General features: G+C 71.0%; 16 protein-coding genes. 8 read left to right on the top strand and 8 right to left on the bottom strand.

Features of this window, described 5'->3' with window-relative positions:
- Positions 1-24: 24 nt before the first annotated feature.
- Together dnaJ and G4D86_RS04065 are read right to left on the bottom strand one after the other, a co-directional pair.
- Positions 25-1,152 (bottom strand): molecular chaperone DnaJ, encoded by a 1,128-nt coding sequence (dnaJ, locus tag G4D86_RS04070; RefSeq protein ID WP_163989580.1) that lies wholly within the window; start codon positions 1,150-1,152, stop codon positions 25-27.
- Positions 1,153-1,251: 99 nt separating this feature from the next.
- Positions 1,252-1,692 (bottom strand): hypothetical protein, encoded by a 441-nt coding sequence (locus G4D86_RS04065; RefSeq protein ID WP_163989578.1) that lies wholly within the window; start codon positions 1,690-1,692, stop codon positions 1,252-1,254.
- A gap of 161 nt (positions 1,693-1,853) precedes the next feature.
- Between G4D86_RS04065 and G4D86_RS04060 the strand changes: the two genes are divergently transcribed.
- Together G4D86_RS04060 and G4D86_RS04055 are read left to right on the top strand one after the other, a co-directional pair.
- Positions 1,854-3,617 (top strand): ABC transporter ATP-binding protein, encoded by a 1,764-nt coding sequence (locus G4D86_RS04060; protein WP_163989576.1) that lies wholly within the window; start codon positions 1,854-1,856, stop codon positions 3,615-3,617.
- An 83-nt stretch (positions 3,618-3,700) separates the two neighbouring features.
- Complete coding sequence (locus tag G4D86_RS04055; RefSeq protein ID WP_163989574.1) at positions 3,701-4,078, top strand: hypothetical protein; 378 nt, start codon at positions 3,701-3,703, stop codon at positions 4,076-4,078.
- Positions 4,079-5,033: 955 nt separating this feature from the next.
- On the opposite strand, the gene G4D86_RS52570 is transcribed toward G4D86_RS04055, so the two are convergent.
- A complete protein-coding gene (locus tag G4D86_RS52570; RefSeq protein ID WP_240360030.1) occupies positions 5,034-5,648 on the bottom strand; it encodes a hypothetical protein in 615 nt (204 codons plus the stop codon).
- A 195-nt stretch (positions 5,649-5,843) separates the two neighbouring features.
- Here G4D86_RS52570 and G4D86_RS04045 point away from each other — a divergent pair, with 195 nt between their 5' ends.
- From G4D86_RS04045 to G4D86_RS04035, 3 genes are read left to right on the top strand one after another with little or no spacing between them, the layout of a single operon-like run.
- The gene (locus tag G4D86_RS04045; protein WP_163989570.1) at positions 5,844-6,068 is read left to right on the top strand and encodes a hypothetical protein; all 225 of its coding nucleotides are present in this window, start codon (positions 5,844-5,846) and stop codon (positions 6,066-6,068) included.
- A gap of 46 nt (positions 6,069-6,114) precedes the next feature.
- Complete coding sequence (locus G4D86_RS04040) at positions 6,115-6,879, top strand: hypothetical protein (protein WP_163989568.1); 765 nt, start codon at positions 6,115-6,117, stop codon at positions 6,877-6,879.
- A 3-nt stretch (positions 6,880-6,882) separates the two neighbouring features.
- Positions 6,883-7,443: a hypothetical protein gene (locus G4D86_RS04035; RefSeq protein WP_163989566.1), complete on the top strand. Its 561-nt coding sequence runs from the start codon at positions 6,883-6,885 to the stop codon at positions 7,441-7,443.
- Positions 7,444-7,446: 3 nt separating this feature from the next.
- Here G4D86_RS04035 and G4D86_RS04030 read toward each other — a convergent pair whose 3' ends face one another.
- From G4D86_RS04030 to G4D86_RS04010, 5 genes are all read right to left on the bottom strand, one after another.
- Entirely contained in the window at positions 7,447-8,379 is a 933-nt protein-coding gene (locus G4D86_RS04030) for a hypothetical protein (protein ID WP_240360029.1), read from the bottom strand.
- A complete protein-coding gene (locus G4D86_RS04025; RefSeq protein ID WP_205519452.1) occupies positions 8,376-9,329 on the bottom strand; it encodes a hypothetical protein in 954 nt (317 codons plus the stop codon). Before G4D86_RS04025 ends, G4D86_RS04030 begins: the two co-directional genes overlap by 4 nt.
- Position 9,330: 1 nt before the next feature.
- Positions 9,331-10,854, bottom strand: a complete 1,524-nt coding sequence (locus tag G4D86_RS04020) for a pilus assembly protein (RefSeq protein ID WP_163990796.1) — start codon at positions 10,852-10,854, stop codon at positions 9,331-9,333.
- Positions 10,851-11,642: a TadE family protein gene (locus G4D86_RS04015; RefSeq protein WP_163989562.1), complete on the bottom strand. Its 792-nt coding sequence runs from the start codon at positions 11,640-11,642 to the stop codon at positions 10,851-10,853. Before G4D86_RS04015 ends, G4D86_RS04020 begins: the two co-directional genes overlap by 4 nt.
- A 194-nt stretch (positions 11,643-11,836) precedes the next feature.
- Positions 11,837-14,887 (bottom strand): helicase-related protein, encoded by a 3,051-nt coding sequence (locus G4D86_RS04010; protein WP_163989560.1) that lies wholly within the window; start codon positions 14,885-14,887, stop codon positions 11,837-11,839.
- Between the two features lie 251 nt (positions 14,888-15,138).
- On the opposite strand from G4D86_RS04010, the gene G4D86_RS04005 reads away from it, so the two are divergent.
- The 3 genes from G4D86_RS04005 to G4D86_RS03995 all read left to right on the top strand — a co-directional run bounded on the left by G4D86_RS04005 (position 15,139) and on the right by G4D86_RS03995 (position 20,288).
- Positions 15,139-16,995, top strand: a complete 1,857-nt coding sequence (locus G4D86_RS04005) for a sensor histidine kinase (RefSeq protein ID WP_163989558.1) — start codon at positions 15,139-15,141, stop codon at positions 16,993-16,995.
- 263 nt (positions 16,996-17,258) lie between these two features.
- The gene (locus tag G4D86_RS04000; protein ID WP_163989556.1) at positions 17,259-19,094 is read left to right on the top strand and encodes a cytochrome C; all 1,836 of its coding nucleotides are present in this window, start codon (positions 17,259-17,261) and stop codon (positions 19,092-19,094) included.
- A 30-nt stretch (positions 19,095-19,124) separates the two neighbouring features.
- Entirely contained in the window at positions 19,125-20,288 is a 1,164-nt protein-coding gene (locus G4D86_RS03995) for an FIST signal transduction protein (protein WP_163989554.1), read from the top strand.
- The last annotated feature ends 4 nt before the right edge of the window (positions 20,289-20,292 follow it).

Below are 20,292 nucleotides of genomic sequence, written 5' to 3'. Positions count from 1 at the left end.
CGGCTCGACGCCCGCGTTACGTCCTCAGCCGAACAGCTCCTTCACCTTCGCGAAGAAGCTCTTGGACTGCGGGTGGGACTCCTCGCCCGCGGCCTCGGCGAACCTCTCCAGCAGCTCGCGCTGCTTCGACGTCAGCTCCGTGGGCGTCTCCACCACCACGCGCACGTGCTGATCTCCCCGCTGCTGGCTGTGCAGATGCGGGATGCCCTTGCTCTTGAGCCGGAACACCTTGCCGGACTGGGTGCCGGACGGAATGGTCATCTTCACCTTCCCGTCGAGCGTGGGGACGTCGATCTTCGCGCCCAGCGCCGCCTGCGTGAAGGAGATGGGCACCTCGCAGAAGACCTCGTACTCCTCGCGCTGGAAGAGCGGGTGCTCCTTCACGATGACGGTGACGTAGAGGTCGCCGGCGGGGCCGCCGCGGTCTCCAGGCTCGCCCATGCCGCCCAGCCGCACGCGCGTGCCGTTGTCCACGCCGCCCGGAATGGCCACCTCGATGACCTCTTCGGAAGGGACCTTGCCCGAGCCCTTGCAGCGCGGGCACGGATCCGGCACCACCGCGCCGGTGCCGCCGCAGTCACCGCACGGACGGGACACCGCGAAGAAGCCCTGCGTGTAGCGCACCTCGCCCGCGCCGCCGCACGTGGAGCAGGGCCGGGGGCCGGCGCCGCTCTTGCTGCCGCTGCCCGTGCACGTCTCGCACTTCTTCGGCCGCGGAATGGTGACCTTGGGCCGACAGCCGAAGGCCGCCTCCTCGAAGGTGATCTCCAGGTTGTAGCGAAGGTCCGCGCCGCGCGCGCTCGTCCGGCGGCCACCCCGGGCGCCGCCGAAGATGTCGCCGAAGATTTCCCCGAAGATGTCGTTGATGTTGACGCCCTGGAAGCCGCCGCCGGCGCCGCCGAAGCCCTCGAAGGGGTTGCCCGAGTGCCCGAAGCGGTCGTACTTGGCCCGCCGCTCGGGGTCGCTCAGCACTTCATACGCTTCCGAGGCCTCCTTGAACTTCTCCTCGGCCTCGTGGTTCCCCGGGTTGCGGTCCGGGTGGTACTGGAGCGCCACCTTGCGGAACGCGCTCTTGAGCTCCTGCGCGGAGACCGCCTTCTGGACGCCCAGGACCTCGTAGTAGTCCCGCTTCTGACCCGCCGCTCCTGCCATCGATTACAACCCCTGGAAATTGCTGTGCTTTTCGCTGACGCGTAGAGCTCTGAGCCACTATAACGCAGCGAAACGCACCAGCAATCCAGGGGGTGCAACCTAGACAGTCCAGACGCGGTTGGCCGTCAGCTCCATGCGGGCCAGCCGGCGTTTGAGCCCCGGGTCGACGGGTCCATTGGCGGCCCACTTGGGCACCACGAAGTGCAGCTCCGCGTTGTAGAGCTTCGCGGCGCTGGCGAGCAGGCTCCACCGGTTCTCCGCCAGCGGGTCGTCCACCATGTGCGGGGTGACGATCTCCAGGATGATGGGCGTGCGGGCCGAGTCCGATTGCCGGCACGTGAAGTCGGGGCGGTGGTCCTCGATGGTGCCTGACAGGATGGGCGGTGGCATGAACCCGGGGAGGCGGGCCTTGATGTCCGTGTACCCGATGGTGCGGAAGTACTCGGCCATGAGCCACAGCAGCCGCCGGCGTTCTTCTTCCTCCACCACCGGCTCACAGCCCGGATTGAACAGGGCCTCTTTTTCGTTATTGGTTTCCATGGCTCCCATGAAGCTGTCCGCAGGGATGTAAGGGAGCAACGGAACTGGGCTGCCTGCTCTCGGTGGCAGGAGGCAGGGCAGGCAGCAGGGCATGTAGGAAGGTGTGCCTCCTGGCCTTGGACGTTGCGGCGACTCGGTGACAGAGTGCGCCGCCGAACACAGTGGCTCCCCGACCTTCTCCCCACATCTACCGCCGACTCCTCGGCTATCTGCGCCCGTACCGCCCGCTGCTCGCGGCGGGAGTGGGCGCGTCCCTCGTCGCCGCGGCGGCCACGTCCGCCTATGCCTGGGTGGTGGGCCCGCTGTTGCGTGCGGTGCTCACCGGTGAGCCGATCACCGTGGCCGGGGTGTCATTGCCGGGAGACGCGCTGCTCGAGCGGCTGCCCCTGCTGGTGGTGCTGGTAGCGCTGGTGAAGTCCACGGCCCAGTTCCTCCAGGGCGGGCTGATGCAGCGGCTGGGCCAGCGTGTCATGTCGGACCTGAGAGGCTTCCTCTACGGCCGGCTGCTCGGCCAACCGCCCGCGTTCTTCGAGCGGCGTCACTCGGGAGAGCTGCTCACGCGCTTCACCTCGGAGGTCCCGCTGGTGGAGTTCTCGGTGACGCAGGCACTCACGTCCTACATCAAGGACGGGCTGCAGATTGTCTCCCTGCTGGTCACCTGCTTCCTCATCGATGGAAGGCTTTTCCTCTTCACGTTCATCGTGGTGCCCGTCACCGTGCTGCCCATCAACCGCTTCGCCCGCTCGCTCAAGAAAGTGGCGGCGCGCTCGCAGCAGCGGCTGGGCGCGCTGACGGCGCTGACGGCGGAGCAGCTGCAGAACCTGCCGGTGGTGCAGGCCTATGGCGGACAGGCGCGCGCGCTGGAGACGTTCGAGGGCGAGGCGGAGCGCTACCTGGCGGAGATGCGCCGCTCGCTGTTCCTGCGCGGCGCGGTGAGCCCCACGGTGGAGCTCTTGGGCATCGCCGGCGTGGCCATGGCGGTGGCGTGGGGCGCGCGCGCGGTGGCGGCGGACCCGGCGCTGGCGGGGCGGCTGCTCTCCTTCATGGCCGCGGCGCTGCTCTTGTACCAGCCGGTGAAGTCGCTGAGCGGCACGTTCTCCCAGGTGCTCACGGGGCTGGCGGCGGCGGAGCGGCTGTTCGCGCTCGCGGACGAGCCGGCGCCGCCCGACGTGGGCGACGCGGCGGCCCCGCTGTCGCAGGCGCTGGTGCTGGAGGGCGTGCGCGCCACGTACCAGGACGGGCGCGAGGCGCTGCGCGGCGTGGACCTGGTGGTGCCCGCCGGGAAGCGCGTGGCGCTGGTGGGCCCGTCGGGCGCGGGGAAGACGACGCTGTTCTCGGTGCTGCTGGGCTTCCTGCCCACGTCGGGCGGGCGCGTGCTGTGGGACGGCGCGCCTCTGTCGGGGCTGAAGCCGTCGAGCGTGCGCGGGCAGATGGCGTGGGTGCCGCAGGAGCCGGTGCTGTTCTCAGGGACGGTGCGCCACAACCTGCGGCTGGGCCGGCCGGAGGCGTCGGACACGGACTTGTGGGAGGCGCTGCGGCTGGCGCACGCGGACGACTTCGTGCGCTCGCTGCCGGGCGGGCTGGATGAGCCGGTGGGCGAGCGCGGCGGCCGGCTGTCCGGAGGCCAGCGTCAGCGGCTGGTGCTGGCGCGCGCGTTTTTGTGCAGGCCGTCGGTGCTGCTCCTGGACGAGCCCACGAGCGCGCTGGACGCGGCGAGCGAGGCGGCGGTGGGCGCGGGGCTGGCGGCGCTGATGAAGGGGCGCACGGTGCTGGTGATTGCGCACCGGCTGTCCACGGTGCGCGACGCGGATGTGATTGCCGTGGTGGAGGGCGGGCGGGTGGTGGAGGCCGGCACCCACGCGGAGCTGCTGGCGCTGCGCGGGCGGTACCTGCAGCTGCTCGGCGAGGGCGCTGTCGCCGCCTGAAGACTCGCGAGGTCGTCCAGGCAACGGCGGCACCTCCGCCCTTGCCTCACCCTCCCCGCTCTGCCACCGTCGCTCCCGTCCCCATGCGTTTCCGGGAGCCCCTGTCCCTCAACGCGCTGCTGCTCGTGCCCGCGCTGGCGCTCGCGGCCCTGGCGTGTGTGGCCGCCTCTGCCCGGCACGTGGCGCTGGCCGCCGCGGCCACCGTCACCCTCGTCCTGCTGCCCGTCGTCTTCCGCCTGTGGACACGCACCTGGTACCGCGGCCTCGTGCTGCGCGGCGTGGGCGTCTTCCTCCTCGGCATGCACCTGTCCGTGCTGCTGGGCGGCGCCCTCGAACACGGCCGCATCGGCTGCGCCGAGGGCGGGTGTCCGAAGCTCTACCTGTTGGGTGTGGTGGTGTCGCCCGTGGTGGGAGCCCTCGCCAGCGTCGTCTACTGGCTGGTCGGTCGTCCCCCAGTCTGAATTCACAGATTTAGCGGGAGAGACTACTCTCTCTGGAAATGCTCGTTCCATTCCGGCTCCGTCTCGCGCCCGGTCTCTCCGTGGCGTCGGCCGTGCCTGTCACGGTGTTCCTGTGGTGCTTAACACTTGCGCCACTGATGCACGGCTCCGCCGAGCTGTCGCACACCGTGGACGCGGCCGGCCCCTACGCCGCGCTAGTGGCGCTGGCGCTGCTGGTGGAGCTGCCGCTGCTGTCGCTGGCGCTCGCCAGCACCGGCATGGAGCGCAAGGTGCCGCTGCCCGTCATGCTCGGAATGGCCACGCTGCCGTGGATGCTGGGGTTGATGGGCACGGAAGTCCTCGTCGAGCGTGCCAACGCCGTGCTCCCCCACCTGGATGAGGTGGAGGCCGGCCTCGTGCTCGCCTCCAGCACCGGCCAGGCCATGGCGCCGCGGCTGCTGGGCGCCTTCACCAGCGCGGCGCTGCTGCTGGGCCTCTCACTGGGGCTGGCGCTGGCGCGCTTCGGCCCCTCCCACGCGACGAGGGACGAGTGCACGTGCCACCGCGCGCGCGGCCTGCTGCTGGCCAGCGGCGTCTGCGCATCGCTCGCCTCGGTGGCGCTGGTGGGCGCGATGGAGGCGCGGCACCTCTTCGAGCTGCTCACGGGGCTGGCGCACGTGCCCGAGTCGGGACGCCAGGAGTTGGTGACGACCGGGCTCGAGGTGGCGGCGACGCTGCGCACCGTGCGCTGGGCCTGCACCGGCGTGCTCGCGGTGCTCGGCTTCACCCTGCTCGTGCGCCGCACCGCGGGTGACGGACACTCGCCGTTGGGCTGGTCCGCGCGGCTGGTGCCCGCCGCGGCCGTGGCGGCCCTGCTGGTGCTGGACGCGCACCCGGTGAGCTCCGTCACCGCGCGCGCGCCCGTGGCCATTCCCGCCGGCCAGGGCGTGCACCTGCCCGGCTTCGAGGCGCCGCGTCAGCCGAGCAGGATGAACGCGAGGATGGCCAGCCCCACCAGCACCCCCACGCCGAGCACGGCCACCATGACCAGGCCCTCGGAGTTGCGCACCACCGGCGGCAGCACCTCGTCCGGCAGCGCCTCGCCGAACGCGAGCTGAACCGGCGGCGGCGCGGGCTGAAGCGACGGCAGCGTGGGCTCCGACGGACGCTGCCCCGGGGTGATTCCGCCGCCCGCCATCTCCAGCCCCTCGCGCGCCAGCGCCAGCACGCGCTGCATGTGGATGATGTAGCGGTCCTGCCCCGTATACGTGCCCATGGCCGACGCGGCCTTGAGCAGCCGCTGCGGGACGAGCTCCGGGTCCGCATTCACCACCACCGAGGGCCCGGCCTTCCGCGCGCCTCCACGCTCCAGGCTCCCGGTGCGCACGCCCTGCCCGCTGGCCCAGATGTAGTGGTCCTCCAGCAGCGTCAGCTCCTGCCGCTGCACGCGCCCATCCACGTCCACCAGCGACAGCAGCTCCGCGCCGTCCTGGCACAGGTGCCACACCGTGCGCAGCCCGTTCTCTCCTGGCGGGCCCTCCACCGCGTGGACGCGGTAGAGCGCCTGCACCGCGGACCTCAACGTCTCCACCGAACTCTCTGCCATGTGGGGCCGAGACTAGGAGCGACGGGCCGGAAACGGAAGACGGCCTGCCCCTCGGCTGCCCGGCCCCACACGCTCCTCTCCCGCGCGGCGCCTGCCTAGGTTTGCTGGAGACAGGAGGACACTGGCCGCGTGTGGCAGCGGACATCCGCGCGCGCCGGGTCTCCTCGGAGGGAGTCCCCCATGGCCATCATCATCCCCGAAGAGCCCATCGACGCCCCCTTCACCGTGCCCGCCAACCGCCGGGCGGTGACGGAGGAGGACTCCGAGGACTTCCTGCGCGGCCAGGTGAGCTGGGACGGCCAGGCCGCGCACGGCGGCGGCCACGTGCCCGAGGACTACGCGTGGCCCACCAACCCGAAGGAGCGCCAGGACGAGCTGATGGGCGAGTGGCCCGCCGAACACTGAAGCTTCGTGCGCCCGCTCGCCCGGTGTGGTTAGCGTCCCCTCCACCATGAGCCGCTCCCGTGACAGAGGTGCCGACTTCCAACGCCAATTCGAGGGCGCGCAGACGCTCGACGGACTGCTCGACCTGTCTGGCAGCCCGCTGGACAGTGCCGAGGTGCTCGCCCGCATGCAGGCCGCCCGGGCCGACGGTACGGCCTATAGCGACCTCATCCCCACCTTCTTCGAGGAGGAGCCGCGCTTCCCCTCACCGGAAATCGCCCGGCGCCTGTACCAGAACCTGCTGGGCCTCTGGGACCTGGTGGAAGAGGGCAAGGCGGTGCGGCTGGAGGATGACGGCCCGCGCCCGCCGCGCCCGAAGAAAGTGAAGGCCACGCCGCCCGCGCCCTTCCACCCGGGAGAGCCCACGGCCGAATTCGTGGAGGCCGCCTGGCGTTACCTGGAGGACGACGAGAAGTCGCGCACGCGGCTCACGCATTCCTTCGAGAACCGCCAGGACGCAATGCTGGGCGCGCTTGACGCCGCGGGGCTCACGGACGAAGGATACGGAGTCGCCCGCCACCTGCTCTTCGAGCTGTACGCCATGCTGGAGCTGGGGTGGCCGCCAGGACTCACCGCGGTGAGCCCGGCGGCACTGGAGGCGGACACGGACGCTCCACCGCTGCCCCAACCGCTGCAAGCCTACGCGGACGAGGCGCTTTTCGAGGCGGAGCAGGACGAGGAGCAGCCCCTGTCCTCCCAGGAACTGGAGGCGGTGCGGCGTCTCGTCCGTCGCGGACTGGCCGCGCTGTGGAGCGCGCGCAAGGGGAGATGAAGGATGGCGAAGGACAAGGACGACAACGGCGGCGGCTTCTCGGGGAAGCGCAACAAGAGCTGGCGCGAAATCGACGCGGGGCGCGGCAAGGGCAGCAAGTACGCCTCCCGCCAGGATGACCCCGCGCAGCAGAAGCTGGAGCGCAGCGCGAGCTACCAGAAGTACAAGGCCGCCGCGGACGCGCTCTTCACCGGCGGCGAGCTGCCCGAGGGCCTCGCCAAGACGTTCGACCCGGAAGGCAAGCGCAAGGCCCAGAAGGCCGCCATGCAGAAGGTGGCGGACGCCGAGTCCCGCGCCGACTGGGTGAAGGCCGTGGTGGACTACCTGGAGAAGTACCCGGAGCTGCCCGAGGACGCGTACTTCCTCGACAGCCTCCTGGACCACCCGCGCGAGCGCATCGTCGACAAGGCGCTGGCGAAGCTCGAGCTGATGTCCGAGGAGGGCAAGCTCAAGGTGAAGGTGCCGCAGAGTCTGGATCAGCGCCTGAAGTCCGTGGAGCTGACCAGTATGGACCCCGACATGCAGGGCCGCGCCAAGACGCTGCGCGAGAAGCTGCGCGCCTGACGCTCAGGGCGGCGCGGGCTGCGAGACGGTGGCGGGTCCCCGCCGGTATACGAGCACCACCGCGCGCTGGCCTCCCGCGCCCGGCTCGTGCACCACGCGCAGCTCCTCACCGGAGCGCGTGAAGCTGCCCGACTCCTCCGCGACGCGCTGCCAGCCGTGCTGGGCCAGGGCGCGCATGTAGAAGGCGTCCACGTCTTCTCCGGAGAGGGGAACGTGGAAGGCCATCGTCCGTGAGCTCTCGCTTCCCACGCGCAGCACCTGGCTCGCGCCGGGCGGCAGGGGCGCGAAGTCCCCCGCGGCGACGGGCTCGCGGCGCAGCATGTGGTTGGCCTCACCGAGGTAGAGCGAGGTGGTGCCGTCCGGCTGGGGCTGGACGATGGCGGTGTACGTCAGCCGCTTGAACATATCGACGGCGGTGAGCATCACCGCGCCGCTGGCGAGCTGGGGCTGCTCGGGGCCCGGGGGAACGTGGAGCCCGCCATCGCGGAACGCGTCCGCGAGGCGCTGCACCACTTCCGGCAGCCGCTCCTTCACGCGCACCGCGCGCAGGGCGACTGGGATTCCACCGGCTTCGATGATTTCGCTCGATTCGACGTACTCCAGCACCTGGAACCGGGGCCAGGCGAAGCGCGGCGCACCGGCTTCCTCGGGCGGTTTGCTCGGCGCCGCCGCGCGTGCCGACGCCGCCGGGCCCGAGGCCACCTTGCCTGGAATGAACGTTCCTTCCGCCGCCGGGCCCGAGGCCACCTTGCCTGGAATGAACGTTCCTTCCGCCGCCGGGCCCGAGGCCACCTTGCCTGGAATGAACGTTCCTTCCGCCGCCGGGCCCGAGGCCGCCTTGCCTGGAATGAACGTTCCTTCCGCCGCAACGCCCCGCGCCGGGGGGGCCGCGCCGAGGAGCCACGCTCCGCACAGCACGACGGCGACTCGCTTCACCGGGGCATCCCGAGCCAGTGGCTCCGCCGGCCCGCGTTGTAGTTGGGGACGTTCGGCGCCTCGAACGGCGTCGTCTCCCAGCGCGGCTGTCCTCCCGCATGCGTGGAGCCGAGGTTCTCCTCGTAGTTGTCCTCCTGGCCGCGGAAGCTCATGAAGAACTGGTCCTCGTTGACGGACTCACCCCCCACCAGCCCCGCGAGCGCGGACCCCGCGCCACCCCCACCGCCGTTGGCCCGGTAGATGCGCTCCGTCCACCGGTAGTAGTCCACGTTGGCGCACTCGGTCCCGCTGTCGATGCTCAGCGGGCACGCGCGCCCCTCCGCCACGCCCGACAGCCCCCAGTCATCCAGCATCACCGAGAAGCGCCCCGTGCACCTGCCATTCGTCGCACGCCCTGCCGCGCACACCGTGAAGACCGTGGCCGCGCGACGGTGCGCCTCCTTGAAGCGCTCCTCCATGAACCGGCCCACGCGAGAACCGCGCATCCGCGAGGACGCCGTGCACGCCATGCCCTCCGTGCCCACGCTCATCGCATCGCCCAGAGGGGAGACGCCGGGTGACACCTCCGCGGAGCTCGGAGGAAGGCTCGGCACGCCCGCGGCCAACGTCGGCCGGCAGTCGACCTGGATGGCCTGCGCCCGCGCAATCGCCTGCTGAATCGGCATGCCCGTGCCGCCCATCCGCTCGCGCCCGTCGAAGTCCGCGTAGCGCGCGGTGGCCTCGGCCTCCGCGTCCGCCACCACGTCGCGCCGGCCCCAGTCACCTCCCGCCGGGTTGTGCAGCACGCGTCCGGTGGCGTCCCACATCGCGAAGTTGGCGGCCTCCTGCACCTTCAGCGTCAGCGCCCCCACCTCCGCGAAGTAGATGCCGAAGATGAGGATGGTGACGAACACCATCAACGCCAGCGACGTCTCCACCAGCGACTGTCCGCGTGCCTGGCGCGAGCGCATGTCAGTACCCCCTCCCGCCCGGGCCACCGCCCCGGTAGCCCTCGCCCACCAGCCGGCGCAGGGCCCGCGCGTGGCCGGTGAAGCCCGCGCCGGCGAGGCTGTCCGCGGGCCGGTCGTCGACGGAGCCCTCGGGGCTCGCGAGCGTCGCGCGCCAGAAGGGGTTGAGGAAGTTGGGAGGCTCGCTCCAGCCGCCCCCCTGCGCCGCGGGACGGGGCCGGTGGTAGTAGACGAGGCCGGCGGACAGGGCCACCTGGTTGCGGTGCACGTCCTCGCGCCCGGTGGGGCCGACGCGGCCCAGCGGGCTGGCGTTGTCGAACTCCGCGTCGCTGTCCTCCGTGAAGCGGAAGCGGAAGAAGAGGTTCCACGGGTCCGGGTGCTGCCGCCGCCGGGGGCTGGCGTAGTCCCGGTAGAGCATGGCGTACAGCTTGGGCTGGCCGTACTGGTTGGCCTGTCCCCGCTGCAGCTCGGCCGTGTTGTAGCTCATGGAGAAGGGCCAGATGCCCGGGCAGACGACGCACTCGCCCAGCGTGTGCATCTCCCAGACGGGGTTGGCATTCTCCGGCGCCTGGCCCGGGGGCGCGCGGGCGCCGTACACGTGCTGGTCCTCGTGCGTCTGCCGCTCGTCGGACATCACCCACGCGTCGTTCGCGACGGGCAGCACGGGAGGCGGCGTGGGGCAGAGCGCGGGCGTCACGGTGCGCCCATGGTCATGCGCATTCGAGTTGCGCCCGGAGACGGTGTCATACCGGGACGAGTCCATCTGCGCCGAGGAGTTGTAGTGCTTGAAGCCGGTGGACACCGCCGCGCCACCGGTACCGAAAGCCGCGCCGCCGCCCGGGCGGTTGTGCACCCACGTCCAGCCCATGCTGCCCATGGTGGCGTTGAGCGCGGGGGTGCTGCCGCCGGACGGGCACACCGCGCCGTCCCCGACGCCGCAGTTGTTGGTGCCCGCCAGCATCGCGTTGATGACGTCGTCGCGCGTGCGAATCGCATTGGCGCCGTTGAGCTCGGAGAAGCTCTTCTCCGCGCCCGCCGGTGGAGCCTGCAGCTCGGGGTTGACCGCCTCGGCGACCTGTTTGGCCAGCTCCTGTCCCGCGATGTGGTCACCCAGCAGCTTGATGTAGATGGACATGCCGGCCCGGTACATGTTGCCCGCCTGCCCCTGCAGGCTCAGCACCTGGGAGGCCGCCGCCTCGTCCGCCGTGAACCAATCGCTGGGCAGGATTTCACCCGGGCACACCACGTTGTGCGCCGCGTACTCCTGGCTGCTGTGGCTGATGAGCGCCTGCGTGCCGGCCATGGCCACCATGTGGGCCACCTGCGCGCGGTTCATCACCGAAATCGCATTGAACGTCCGCGCCGTGGCCACCGCCTGGCTGTAGGCCGCCGCGTCCGCCGCCATCTGGATTTCCACGCGCTCCTTCGCGCGCATGCCGAAGCCCAGCGTCATCAGCACCAGCACCGCGAGGAGCAGCAGCGTCAGCGCGAAGAGCACCAGCGCCTGTCCCCGCCGTGCGCGGGTCATGAACCGTGAAGGGCGCAAGCGGGGCCTCCCTGGAAGTACTCGGACATCACGGGCGTCATCATCCGCATGGCCGCATTGACCTGGATGGGGAAGAGAAAGTGCCCGTCGTTGCTCCAGCGCACCATGCGGTCGCCCAGGTCCCCGCCCGGCCACCTGTCGCGCCCAATCGTCTCGTCCGTCTCGCCGTACCAGGCCGCGCGCTTCTGCGTGGGCATCAGCGGATTGGTGGCCGTGTAGCGCTGGAGCTGGAAGTGGGCCAGGAACATGCGGCTCATCACCCAGTTCGCGAAGGGGATGCGCATGTAGTACCAGGCCACCATCCGTATCTCCAACGTGCGCCGCCCCAACTCACGGGCGTTGTTGGTGGGCTGGTCGAACATCAAATCCTCGTCGCCATCCAGCCCCTGCACCCAGCCCGCGTCCGGCGACTCGCGGACGATTTCAATCATCGGCTCGTTGAAGCGGTCGCCGGTGGAGCCGCGCACCCAGAAGTGGTTGTGGCGCCGGGGCGAGAAGGCATCCGCGAGCCGCTCCGCGGTGTCGGTGCGCGCCACCGTGGGCAGCATCGTCACCAGCGCCGCGTGCGTCATCGGCAGGCAGTTGCCGTGGTTGAGGCTGCCCGCGCGCACCGCCCGGTACACCGCCACCTGGGCGAGGATGCGCGCCTGCAACATCAGGAACAGCTGCAGCGTCCCCAGCACCAGGAAGACCACCAACGGCAGCGTCAGCGCGGCCTCCACCGCCGCCTGCCCTGCCTGTCGTGTCCCTGCGGTGCCCCGGTGTGCCATGGCTATTACCGGATTCCTCTTTTCTGGTTGATTGAGGAATCGGTCAAATGGACGGGGATCACACATTGACGCACAGCACCACTGTTACGCGTACAGCCGGGCTGTGCGCGGCCGGGGAGGGGGACCCCGGCCGTTCAAGGGCAGACATTACACCGTCTGGCCCGAGCCAGACGCTACGACGCCTGCCCCGAGCGTCAGCGATTGATGACGAAGCCGCAAGCGGAGTCGAGGACGACCTTCGCGCCCGCCAGCGCCTTGAGCAGCCGCTCGTAGTGGGTGCGCTCGGCGTCCAGCTGCGCCTCCACCGCGTCGGCCTTCAGGCCCTGGTGGGCCAGGGAGAGGCGCAGGCGCTCGGCCGCCGCGTCGCGCTCGGCCTCAATCGCCTTCCGCGCGCGGGTGGCCAGCTTCGCCAGGTCCGCCTCCGCGGCCTTCTGGGCCACCGGCACGGCCGCGTCCACGAAGGGGCCGAAGCCCGGGAAGGCGCGATTCACCTCGTCGCCCTTGAGCGCGCGGCCGTCGGTCTCCAGCGCTGACAGCACCGTGGTGTCCGCCTTCGGGCCACTGGCGCCCTCCACCACCGCCACGTGCAGCAGCGTGCGTTCCAGGAAGCGCGCCAGTTGGCGGCTGGGCACGCGCGCGCCCGGGGAGGTGTCCTCCGGCTCCGGGAGCTGCACGTGGTACAGCACCTCCAGGCCGCGCGCCTTCATCGGCCCGCGCTTCTCGATGAAGCGGAACCCGCTGCGCCCGTAGGGCCCGTCGCGCAGGAAGCCGAAGAGGGCCTCCACCAACGAGTGGCCGGTGGCGAAGTACTCCAGCTCCTCCGCCTCCACCGCCGTGTCGCGCCAGAAGGTGCCCAAGAGCGTCCGGTCCTCCATCACGTCGAGGCCCGGCAGCCCGTCCACCTTCAGCGCGTGGCCGAACTGGAAGGCCACCTGGAAGGCCTCCACCTGCTCGTCCACGTCCACGCCGATGCCCACGCGGCGCGCCAGCTCGGTGACGCTCTCCTCCAGGCGCTCGTCCAGGTCACGCGCCACGCCCCACAGGCCGTCCTCGACGCTCGGGGCCTCGCCGTCCTCGTCCTCGTCCTCGTCGGCCTCGATGCCCATGCGCTCCTGGGCGCGCTTCACCAGCCGCTCCACCGCCGGCTTGTCGAAGCTGCGCACGTCCAGCAGCGGGTCATACGCGCGCTTCACCTGCGCGCGCGCGGCCTCCACCTTCGCCTTCAGCTCCTGGGCGTACGCCACGCGTGCCTCGCGAGGCAGCAGCGCCAGCTCCGCGAGCCGGTCCTCCACCTCTTCCAGCACCGCGTCCAGGCCACCCACCGTCTCGCCGAAGACGCCGACGGCATCCGCCAGCAGCATCAGCACGTCCGACGCCAGCGTGCCCGCCGGGTCGAAGACGTGGATTTCCACCGGGTGCGTCTGGCCGATGCGGTCCAGGCGGCCGATGCGCTGCTCCACCGTGGCCGGGCTCCAGGGCAAATCGTAGTGCACCAGGTGGTGCGCGAACTGGAAGTTGCGGCCCTCGCCGCCCACCTCCGTGCACAGCAGCACCTTGGGGCCTTCGGGGTCTCTGAAGCGCGCCACCTGCCTGTCGCGCTCCACCAGCGGCAAGTCGCCGTGGTAGCCCAGCGCCTCCACGCCCTCGCGGCCCAGCTCGGACTGGAGCGCGTCCAGCGTGTCGCGGCTCTCCGTGAAGACGAGCACCTTCGCCGCCGGCTCCGTCTTCCAGACGCCGCGCAGCACGCCGAGGAACGCGGTGAATTTCGCGTCGCGCGTGGGCAGCCGCAGCGCATCCGCCTTGCCCTTGAAGACGGGGTTGGCCTTCACCGCGCCCGCGAAGGCGGCGGGGCTGGACTCCAGCCGGCGCAGCACGTTGCCCAGCGGCGCGCCTCGCAGCGAGCCCTCGGCCAGCGTCGCCAGCGCGGCGTCGCGGACCTTCAGCTCCTCGGCGGGCAGCTCCACCGGGTGCCGGTGCAGCCGGCGCGTGGAGAAACCACCCACCACCGCGCGGCGGTTGCGCACCAGCCTGTCACTGAGGCTGTACGTCTCCGCGAGGTGCTGGAGCAGCGCGTCCCTGTCCTTCAGCGCCGCGAGCTTCGCGTCCTCGGGGAAGCGCTTCGCCAGCGCCTGCACCGCGGTGGAGGGCTTGCCACCCTCCATCAGCGCGCGCACCGCGGAGGACAGCTCCTCCTGACGCTTGAGCCGCTCCTCGAAGCCCGCCACCGTGGGCGCGGTGCCCGCGTCGATGAGCGTGAGCAGCCCGTGGTACTCCGCCGGGTCCAACTGCATGGGCGTGGCGGTGAGCAGCAACAGGCCCCATGAGTTGCCCGCGAGCACCTTCGCCGACTCGAAGGCCTTCTCGCCCTTGAGGTGGTGCGCCTCGTCGACGATGACCAGGTCCCAGAAGGCGTCCTCGCCGGCCAGCTCGCGGCGGTGCTCGGCGCTGCGCGACAGCAACTCCAGACTCGTCACCACCAGCGGGAAGCGCGCCCACGGGGAGACGCCCGGCGCCTCCTTGAGGGACTGCTCGTAGCGGTCCGAGTCCATCAGCGTGAAGAGCTGGTTGAACTTGTGGAACAGCTCCACCAGCCACTGAACGGTGAGGTGGCTGGGCGCCACCACGAGGCACCGGCGCGCCAGGCCCGACAGGCGCAGCGCGCTGAACACCATGCCCGCTTCAATCGTCTTGCCCAGGCCCACCTCGTCCGCCAGCACGAAGCGGGGCCGGCGCGCGGACAGCACGCGCTGCACCACGCCCACCTGGTGCGGCTTCACCATGATGCGGCTGGCCAGCAGCGCGCCCAGCGCGTCGCAGCGGCGCTCGTCGTCCAGCACCAGCGCCTGCTTGCGCAGCATGAAGGCCTTCGAGTCGCCCACGCGCCCCTCGCGCAGCGTGGACAGCAAGTCTGAGCGCGGCGGCAGCGCGCGCACCTCGGACTCGGGGAGCTCGTCCTCCTCGCCGTCGTCCGCGTAGCGCAGCACGTAGCGGCGCAGGCCGCGCGCGCCCGGCTCCTCGCGGATGACCAGGGCCAGCCTTCCCTTGTACGTCAGCACCGGCTCGCCCGGCGGCAGCGCGTACTGGACCAGCGCGCCGCCCTTGGTGGACACCAGCACCGGCGCATCCTCCCGGGCCGGGAAGGAGACGAGCGCCTTGGCGCCCTCCTCCTGAAAAGACATCAGGTGTCCCACACCCCATTCGGGCTGCGGGAGGTAGCGGACCTTGGAACCTTCGACGAGGGACATGGGCTTGAACGCAGGGCCCCCCGAAATGGGGGGTTCGCCTCATAACCCCCTGGCATCACGAAGGCCATTCCGTCGACGACGCCCCGCGCGCCTCCGGGCCTACCAGCGAATGTCCTGCCCCTGGCTGATCACAACCCTCGCGGGTCGGATCCGCCCCGTCCAATGGGGTGATGTTTTCAGTGCTTCACATCGGTGATGCTGACCTTGCCTGCCGTACGGGGTTTCCCGGAGCGGCTGGGGGGGAGTGCCAAATGATGCGCCGTTGGACGTTCGCTCAGCGAGTTGGGGCAGGTCTGTCCGCATGCCTGCTGGCCGGAGTGCTGCTCCTCGGGACGCTGCTGTCCGCAGTCTACGGTCACCTCATCACCCAGGAGGCCACGCCCGGCGCGCTGCCCCAGGCGCTGGTGGCGGGGCTGGTGGGACTGGCCGGGGTGGGCGCGCTGGGCTTCGTGCTCCACCGCTCCCTGGCGCCGCTCCACGCCCGGCACGAGCACAGCGAGCAGCGCCTCCAGCTCCTCATGGACGGCGTGACGGACTACGCGCTGTGCTTCCTCGACAGGGCCGGCCGCGTCACCGCGTGGAGCGCGGGCGCGGCGCGGCTCAGCGGCTGGTCGGAGGCGGACGTCATCGGCCGCGAGGCGGACCGGCTCTACCCGGAGGACGAGGTCGCCGCGGGGGTGCCCCGCGCGCACCAGGAGCGCGCCGCGCGCGAGGGGCGCCTGCTGGCCGAGGGCTGGCGCGTGCGCCGCGACGGCACGCGCTTCTGGGCGGAGACGCTGCTCAGCGCGCTGCACGACGGCCGCGGCCGGCTGCGCGGCTTCGCGCAGGTGACGCGCGACATCACCGAGCGCCGCCGCATGGAGCGCGCCCAGGCCCTCTTCGCCGAGGCCGGCCGCGTCCTCCAGCCGCTGTCCGGCGCGCGCGAGGTGGGCGAGGCCCTCACGCGCCTGTGCGTGCCCGAGGTCGCCGACGCCTGCATCCTCTTCGTCCCCGGTGAGGACGGCACCGTGCGGCCGCAGGCCGTGGCGTGCGCGGACATGGACGCCGCCGGCCGCATCTGGGAGCCGCTCCTGCGCTGCCCGGACGACGGCGAGGTGGGCCCCTCGCGCGTGGTGCGCACCGGCCGCGGCGAGCTGCTGCCCGAATTGGACGCGGCGCGCACGTCGCAGGCGCTGGCCGGCACCGCGTACGGCGAGCTGCTGCGCACGCTGGGCGTGACGTCCGCCCTCACCGTGCCGCTGGCCGTGGGCACCCGCGTGCTGGGCGCGCTGTGCCTCATGTCCACCGGCCCCCACCGCCGCTTCGGCGAAGTGGACCGCGCCTTCATGGAGGAGCTGGCCGCGCGCGCCGCGCTCGCGCTGGACAACGCGCGCCTGCTGGCCGAGGCGAAGGACGCGCTCGAGCTCATCGGCGTGGCGGCGCACGATTTGGGCAACCCGCTCAGCTCGCTCCAGCTCCGGCTGCGGCGGCTGCGCATGCTGGAGGGCGCCAACACCACCTCGCATGACCCGCGCATGCGCGACGGGCTGGCCGGGGCGGAGATGGAGACGCGGCGCCTGGGCCGGCTGGTGCACAACCTGCTGGACCTGTCGCGCCTGTCCGCCGGCCGCATGGTGCTGGATACCGAGGAGCTCGACCTGGCCAAGCTGGTGCGCGAGGTGGTGGAGCGCCACGGCGACCAGGCCACCGCCGCCGGCTGCGCCCTCACCCTGCGCGTGGACGAGGACGCCACCGGCCTCTGGGACAGACAGCGCCTGGACCGCGTCGTCACCAACCTCGTCAGCAACGCCCTCAAGTTCGGCCGGGGCCAGCCCGTGGAGGTGCGCGTCCACGCCGACGCCGACCACGCCCGCTTCACCGTGAAGGACGCCGGCATCGGCATCTCCACCGAGGCCCAGCAACGCCTCTTCTGCCGCTTCCAGCGCGTCCACGACGGAGGCCACCACCCCGGCACCGGCCTGGGCCTCTACATCGTCCGCCAATTGGTGGAGGCCCACGGCGGCTCCATCCAGGTCCACAGCCGCGCCGGAGAAGGCGCGGAATTCACGGTTGAACTGCCCCGAACTCCCCGCACGGAGGCCTGCCTGCCCTCGGAAGCACGAGCGTAACTTTGGGGCACGACTTCACCCTCGGTCACTCGCCTATCCACCCGACAACACTAATGGTTTGGATTACAGCGGATATTTCGCCCCTAAGTTGAATTGCTCTGTTCATTGCAGATATTCTTCGTACGGCTAAAAAGGCTCGATCCGGGGAAACCCGGAAACGGGAGAGACCCCGCCCTCACCGCCCCCCCGGGCGACGGGCCACAGGGTCCGCTGGCCGGGGGGCGCCATGAGGGTGCCTTCAACTACGTACGAGGAGATTCACCATGGGTGGTCTTGGAGCCCCCCGGGCGAGCCGCGAGCAGTCTGCTTCGCGCATGCCCTCCGTCCTGGCGACCTGCCGCGCGGCCCTGCTCGCTTCCCTCGCGAGCCTGATGCTCGCCTGCGGCGGACCGGACGTGTCCGGTGAGCTGGGAAGTGACGTCGCGGTGGAGGAGCAGTCCCAGGCGGTGACGGAGTCGGACGCGCTGCGTCCCGGGTCCGTCAAGCCGGTGGCACTGGCCCTGGAAGTACACAATGGCGAGGGCAAGCCGGTGCGCGTACGCGCGGGCGGCACCTTCTTCATCAACCAGATCGACATCCGCGCCATCGTGCAGGCCACCACGGACGAGGGCCTGAAGTCCCTGCGCACCGACAGCGACTTCGCGGGCCTGGGCTGGGCCGGCGTGCGCGTGGCGGACCAGGAGTCCACGGGCCTGGGCGCGCCCTTCACCCGCCGCCGCTTCTACCGGGCCGCGGCCTGGATGGACGTGCCCAGCTTCTTCACGGTGGAGCCGGTGGACCAGCACGGCCGTCTCACCGGCGCGCCGGTGCTGGTGAATGCCGGCAGCGAGTACACGCGCCGCACGGAGAGCGACGACTTCTTCGTCCGCCGCTTCCGCGCCATCCAGACGGCCACGGGCTGCGCCACCAAGACGGACTGCTCGGGCTCCACCGCCTTCGAGGAGGAGGCGCTCGTGGAGCTGCGCAACGCGTATGACCACGCCAAGGCGCACACGCTCACCTTCCAGCCGAACACCCGCGCCCTGCGCCTGCGCTGGAGCCTGCGCCCGTTCGCCCCCTACGAAATCCCCGTCGAGCAGGTGAAGAACCCCGAGTACTCCTACGGTTTCAAGCTGGAGCTCGCGGCCCTCACCCCGCCGCGGCCGAACGGAACCTATGCGCCGGGCAGTGACATCACCTTCCAGCTCACCCTGCGGGACGGAGCGGGCAAGCGCCTGCACCCCAAGGGCGTGCTGCCGCCCTACAACGAGGTGGCGCCGGATGGCACCGAGTCCGGCCTCCAGTACTACCGGGCCTTCTTCGACGCGACGACGACGTACTACCGCCGCAAGCACCGCGAGCGCATGCTGATGGCGCAGATCATCGGCCCCGCGCAGAACATCCAGCCCGTCCGCTCCATCGTCGAGCTCGGCGCGTTCCTCGACCCGGACATCGACGCGCAGGTGGTGGCCACCCCGGAGCGCGACGGCGTCTTCGCCCAGTTCACGACGTTCCCCTTCGCCAACGTCCTGTTCGGCGGCGCCTTCATCGACCCGAACCTCTGGAATCAAATCAACACGGACACCTGGACGTTCACCGTCCCGGCGAACGCCGCCCCCGGCACCTACCTGGTGACGGCCAAGGGCCGCCGCGTGTATCTGGGTGAGGACCTGCCCGGCTCCACGACGATTGAAATCCAGGTGGGCACGCCGCAGCACACCCAGGCCACCCTCACCACCGGCCCCTGCAACAGCTGCCACAGCCAGGGTGGCGAGCTGAGCCAGGTGCTGCATGCCAATGACAACCGCGCCGCCTGTGCCGGCTGCCACGCCCCCCTGGAGTTCGAGCTGGAGGGCCCCATCTTCGTGCGGACCCACTTCATCCACTCACGCTCCAACCGCTTCGACGCCCCCCTGGAGAAGTGCTCTTCCTGTCACTTGACGAAGGCGAGCATCCAGCGCACCAGCAAGGCCGCCTGCCTGTCCTGCCACAAGTCCTACCCGGACTCCCACGTGGCGCAGTTCGGACCCATCGAGAGCATGTACGTGGGGAACGACCGCACGCCGTTCCAGCAGTGCACCGGGGCCTGTCATACTCAGCACCCGGGCAGCGGCCTCTAGCCGCCACCCGCAACAACCCGGAGGTCCTCCATGGCACAAGTGAAGATGCACACGGCCCGCACCACGTTGAAAGAGCCGGATGCCGCCGCGGAAGACCTCCTCAGCCAGCTGGGGGGCACCCACCCCCGGCTGGTGACGATGTTCGCCTCACGCGAGCGGGACCAGCAGGCCCTCAACCGCGCGGTGCGCGCGCGGCTCCCGCAGGGCACGCGCCTCATCGGCGCCACCACCGCGGGCGAGCTCGACAACACCGGCATCCACGAGGGCAGCGTGGTGCTGTCCGCGCTGTCCGGTGACTTCGAGGTGGGCCTGGGCCTGGGCAGCGGCCTGTCCGTGGACGCCATCGGCGCTGGCGCGGCCGCCATCAAGCGCGCCTGCGACGACCTGGGCGTGCGCCAGCAGGACCTGGACCCGCGCAAGTACGTCGGCCTCGTCATCGACGATGGCTTCCGCTACAAAAAGGAAGAGCTGCTGCTGGGCATCCTGGAGAAAAGCCAGACGCTGGTGCTCGTCGGCGGCGGCGCCAGCGACACCAACCGCGACCCGGCGAAGCAGTCCGCCCTCATCCACGTGGATGGCGAGGTGGCCGGCGACGCGGTGCTGGTGGCCCTCTTCAAGACCAATGCTCCCTGGGCCGCGCTGCGCTCGCACTGGTACGTGCCCACTGGCGAGAAGCTCACGATTACGAAGGTGGACGAGAGCCACACCCGCGCGCTCGAAATCGACGGCCGGCCGGCCGCGAAGCGCTACGCGGAGCTGCTCGGCGTGGAGGACATCCGCCAGCTCGAGTTCGGCACCCCGCAGGGCTTCGCGGTGCGCCCCACCGCCCTGCGCGTGGGCCGCGAGTACTTCATCCGCAGCGCCTGGAAGCCCCTGGACGACGGCTCCATCCTCTTCGCCAACCTCCTGGAGGAGGGCACCGAGCTGGAGCTGATGAAGATGGGCGACATGGCCGGCATGACGCGCGCCTTCTTCACGGAAGAGATGCCCCGCCGGGTACAGAACCCCCAGGCTGCCCTCTTGTTCCACTGCGGTGGGCGCATGTGGTATGCGAGCGCCACCAACACCGTGTCACAGCTCGCCGAGACTCTCCGGGCCGCACCCACCGCCGCTGGGATGAACGTGCACTTCGAGATCTACTCGGGCTTCCACATCAACACCACGCTGACCACGCTGGTGTTTGGGGCGAACTAGAACC

It is taken from the genome of Pyxidicoccus caerfyrddinensis (assembly GCF_010894405.1).
Classification (GTDB): domain Bacteria; phylum Myxococcota; class Myxococcia; order Myxococcales; family Myxococcaceae; genus Myxococcus; species Myxococcus caerfyrddinensis.
This window is presented reverse-complemented; position numbering and strand designations above follow the sequence as displayed.

Bases quoted from the DNA above. Each gene is read 5' to 3' on its own strand.
- dnaJ (WP_163989580.1), bottom strand. From the start codon at position 1,152: ATGGCAGGAGCGGCGGGTCAGAAGCGGGACTACTACGAGGTCCTGGGC.
- G4D86_RS04065 (WP_163989578.1), bottom strand. From the start codon at position 1,692: ATGGAAACCAATAACGAAAAAGAGGCCCTGTTCAATCCGGGCTGTGAG.
- G4D86_RS04055 (WP_163989574.1), top strand. From the start codon at position 3,701: ATGCGTTTCCGGGAGCCCCTGTCCCTCAACGCGCTGCTGCTCGTGCCC.
- G4D86_RS04045 (WP_163989570.1), top strand. From the start codon at position 5,844: ATGGCCATCATCATCCCCGAAGAGCCCATCGACGCCCCCTTCACCGTG.
- G4D86_RS04040 (WP_163989568.1), top strand. From the start codon at position 6,115: ATGAGCCGCTCCCGTGACAGAGGTGCCGACTTCCAACGCCAATTCGAG.
- G4D86_RS04035 (WP_163989566.1), top strand. From the start codon at position 6,883: ATGGCGAAGGACAAGGACGACAACGGCGGCGGCTTCTCGGGGAAGCGC.
- G4D86_RS04025 (WP_205519452.1), bottom strand. From the start codon at position 9,329: ATGCGCTCGCGCCAGGCACGCGGACAGTCGCTGGTGGAGACGTCGCTG.
- G4D86_RS04020 (WP_163990796.1), bottom strand. From the start codon at position 10,854: ATGACCCGCGCACGGCGGGGACAGGCGCTGGTGCTCTTCGCGCTGACG.
- G4D86_RS04015 (WP_163989562.1), bottom strand. From the start codon at position 11,642: ATGGCACACCGGGGCACCGCAGGGACACGACAGGCAGGGCAGGCGGCG.
- G4D86_RS04010 (WP_163989560.1), bottom strand. From the start codon at position 14,887: ATGTCCCTCGTCGAAGGTTCCAAGGTCCGCTACCTCCCGCAGCCCGAA.
- G4D86_RS04005 (WP_163989558.1), top strand. From the start codon at position 15,139: ATGATGCGCCGTTGGACGTTCGCTCAGCGAGTTGGGGCAGGTCTGTCC.
- G4D86_RS04000 (WP_163989556.1), top strand. From the start codon at position 17,259: ATGGGTGGTCTTGGAGCCCCCCGGGCGAGCCGCGAGCAGTCTGCTTCG.
- G4D86_RS03995 (WP_163989554.1), top strand. From the start codon at position 19,125: ATGGCACAAGTGAAGATGCACACGGCCCGCACCACGTTGAAAGAGCCG.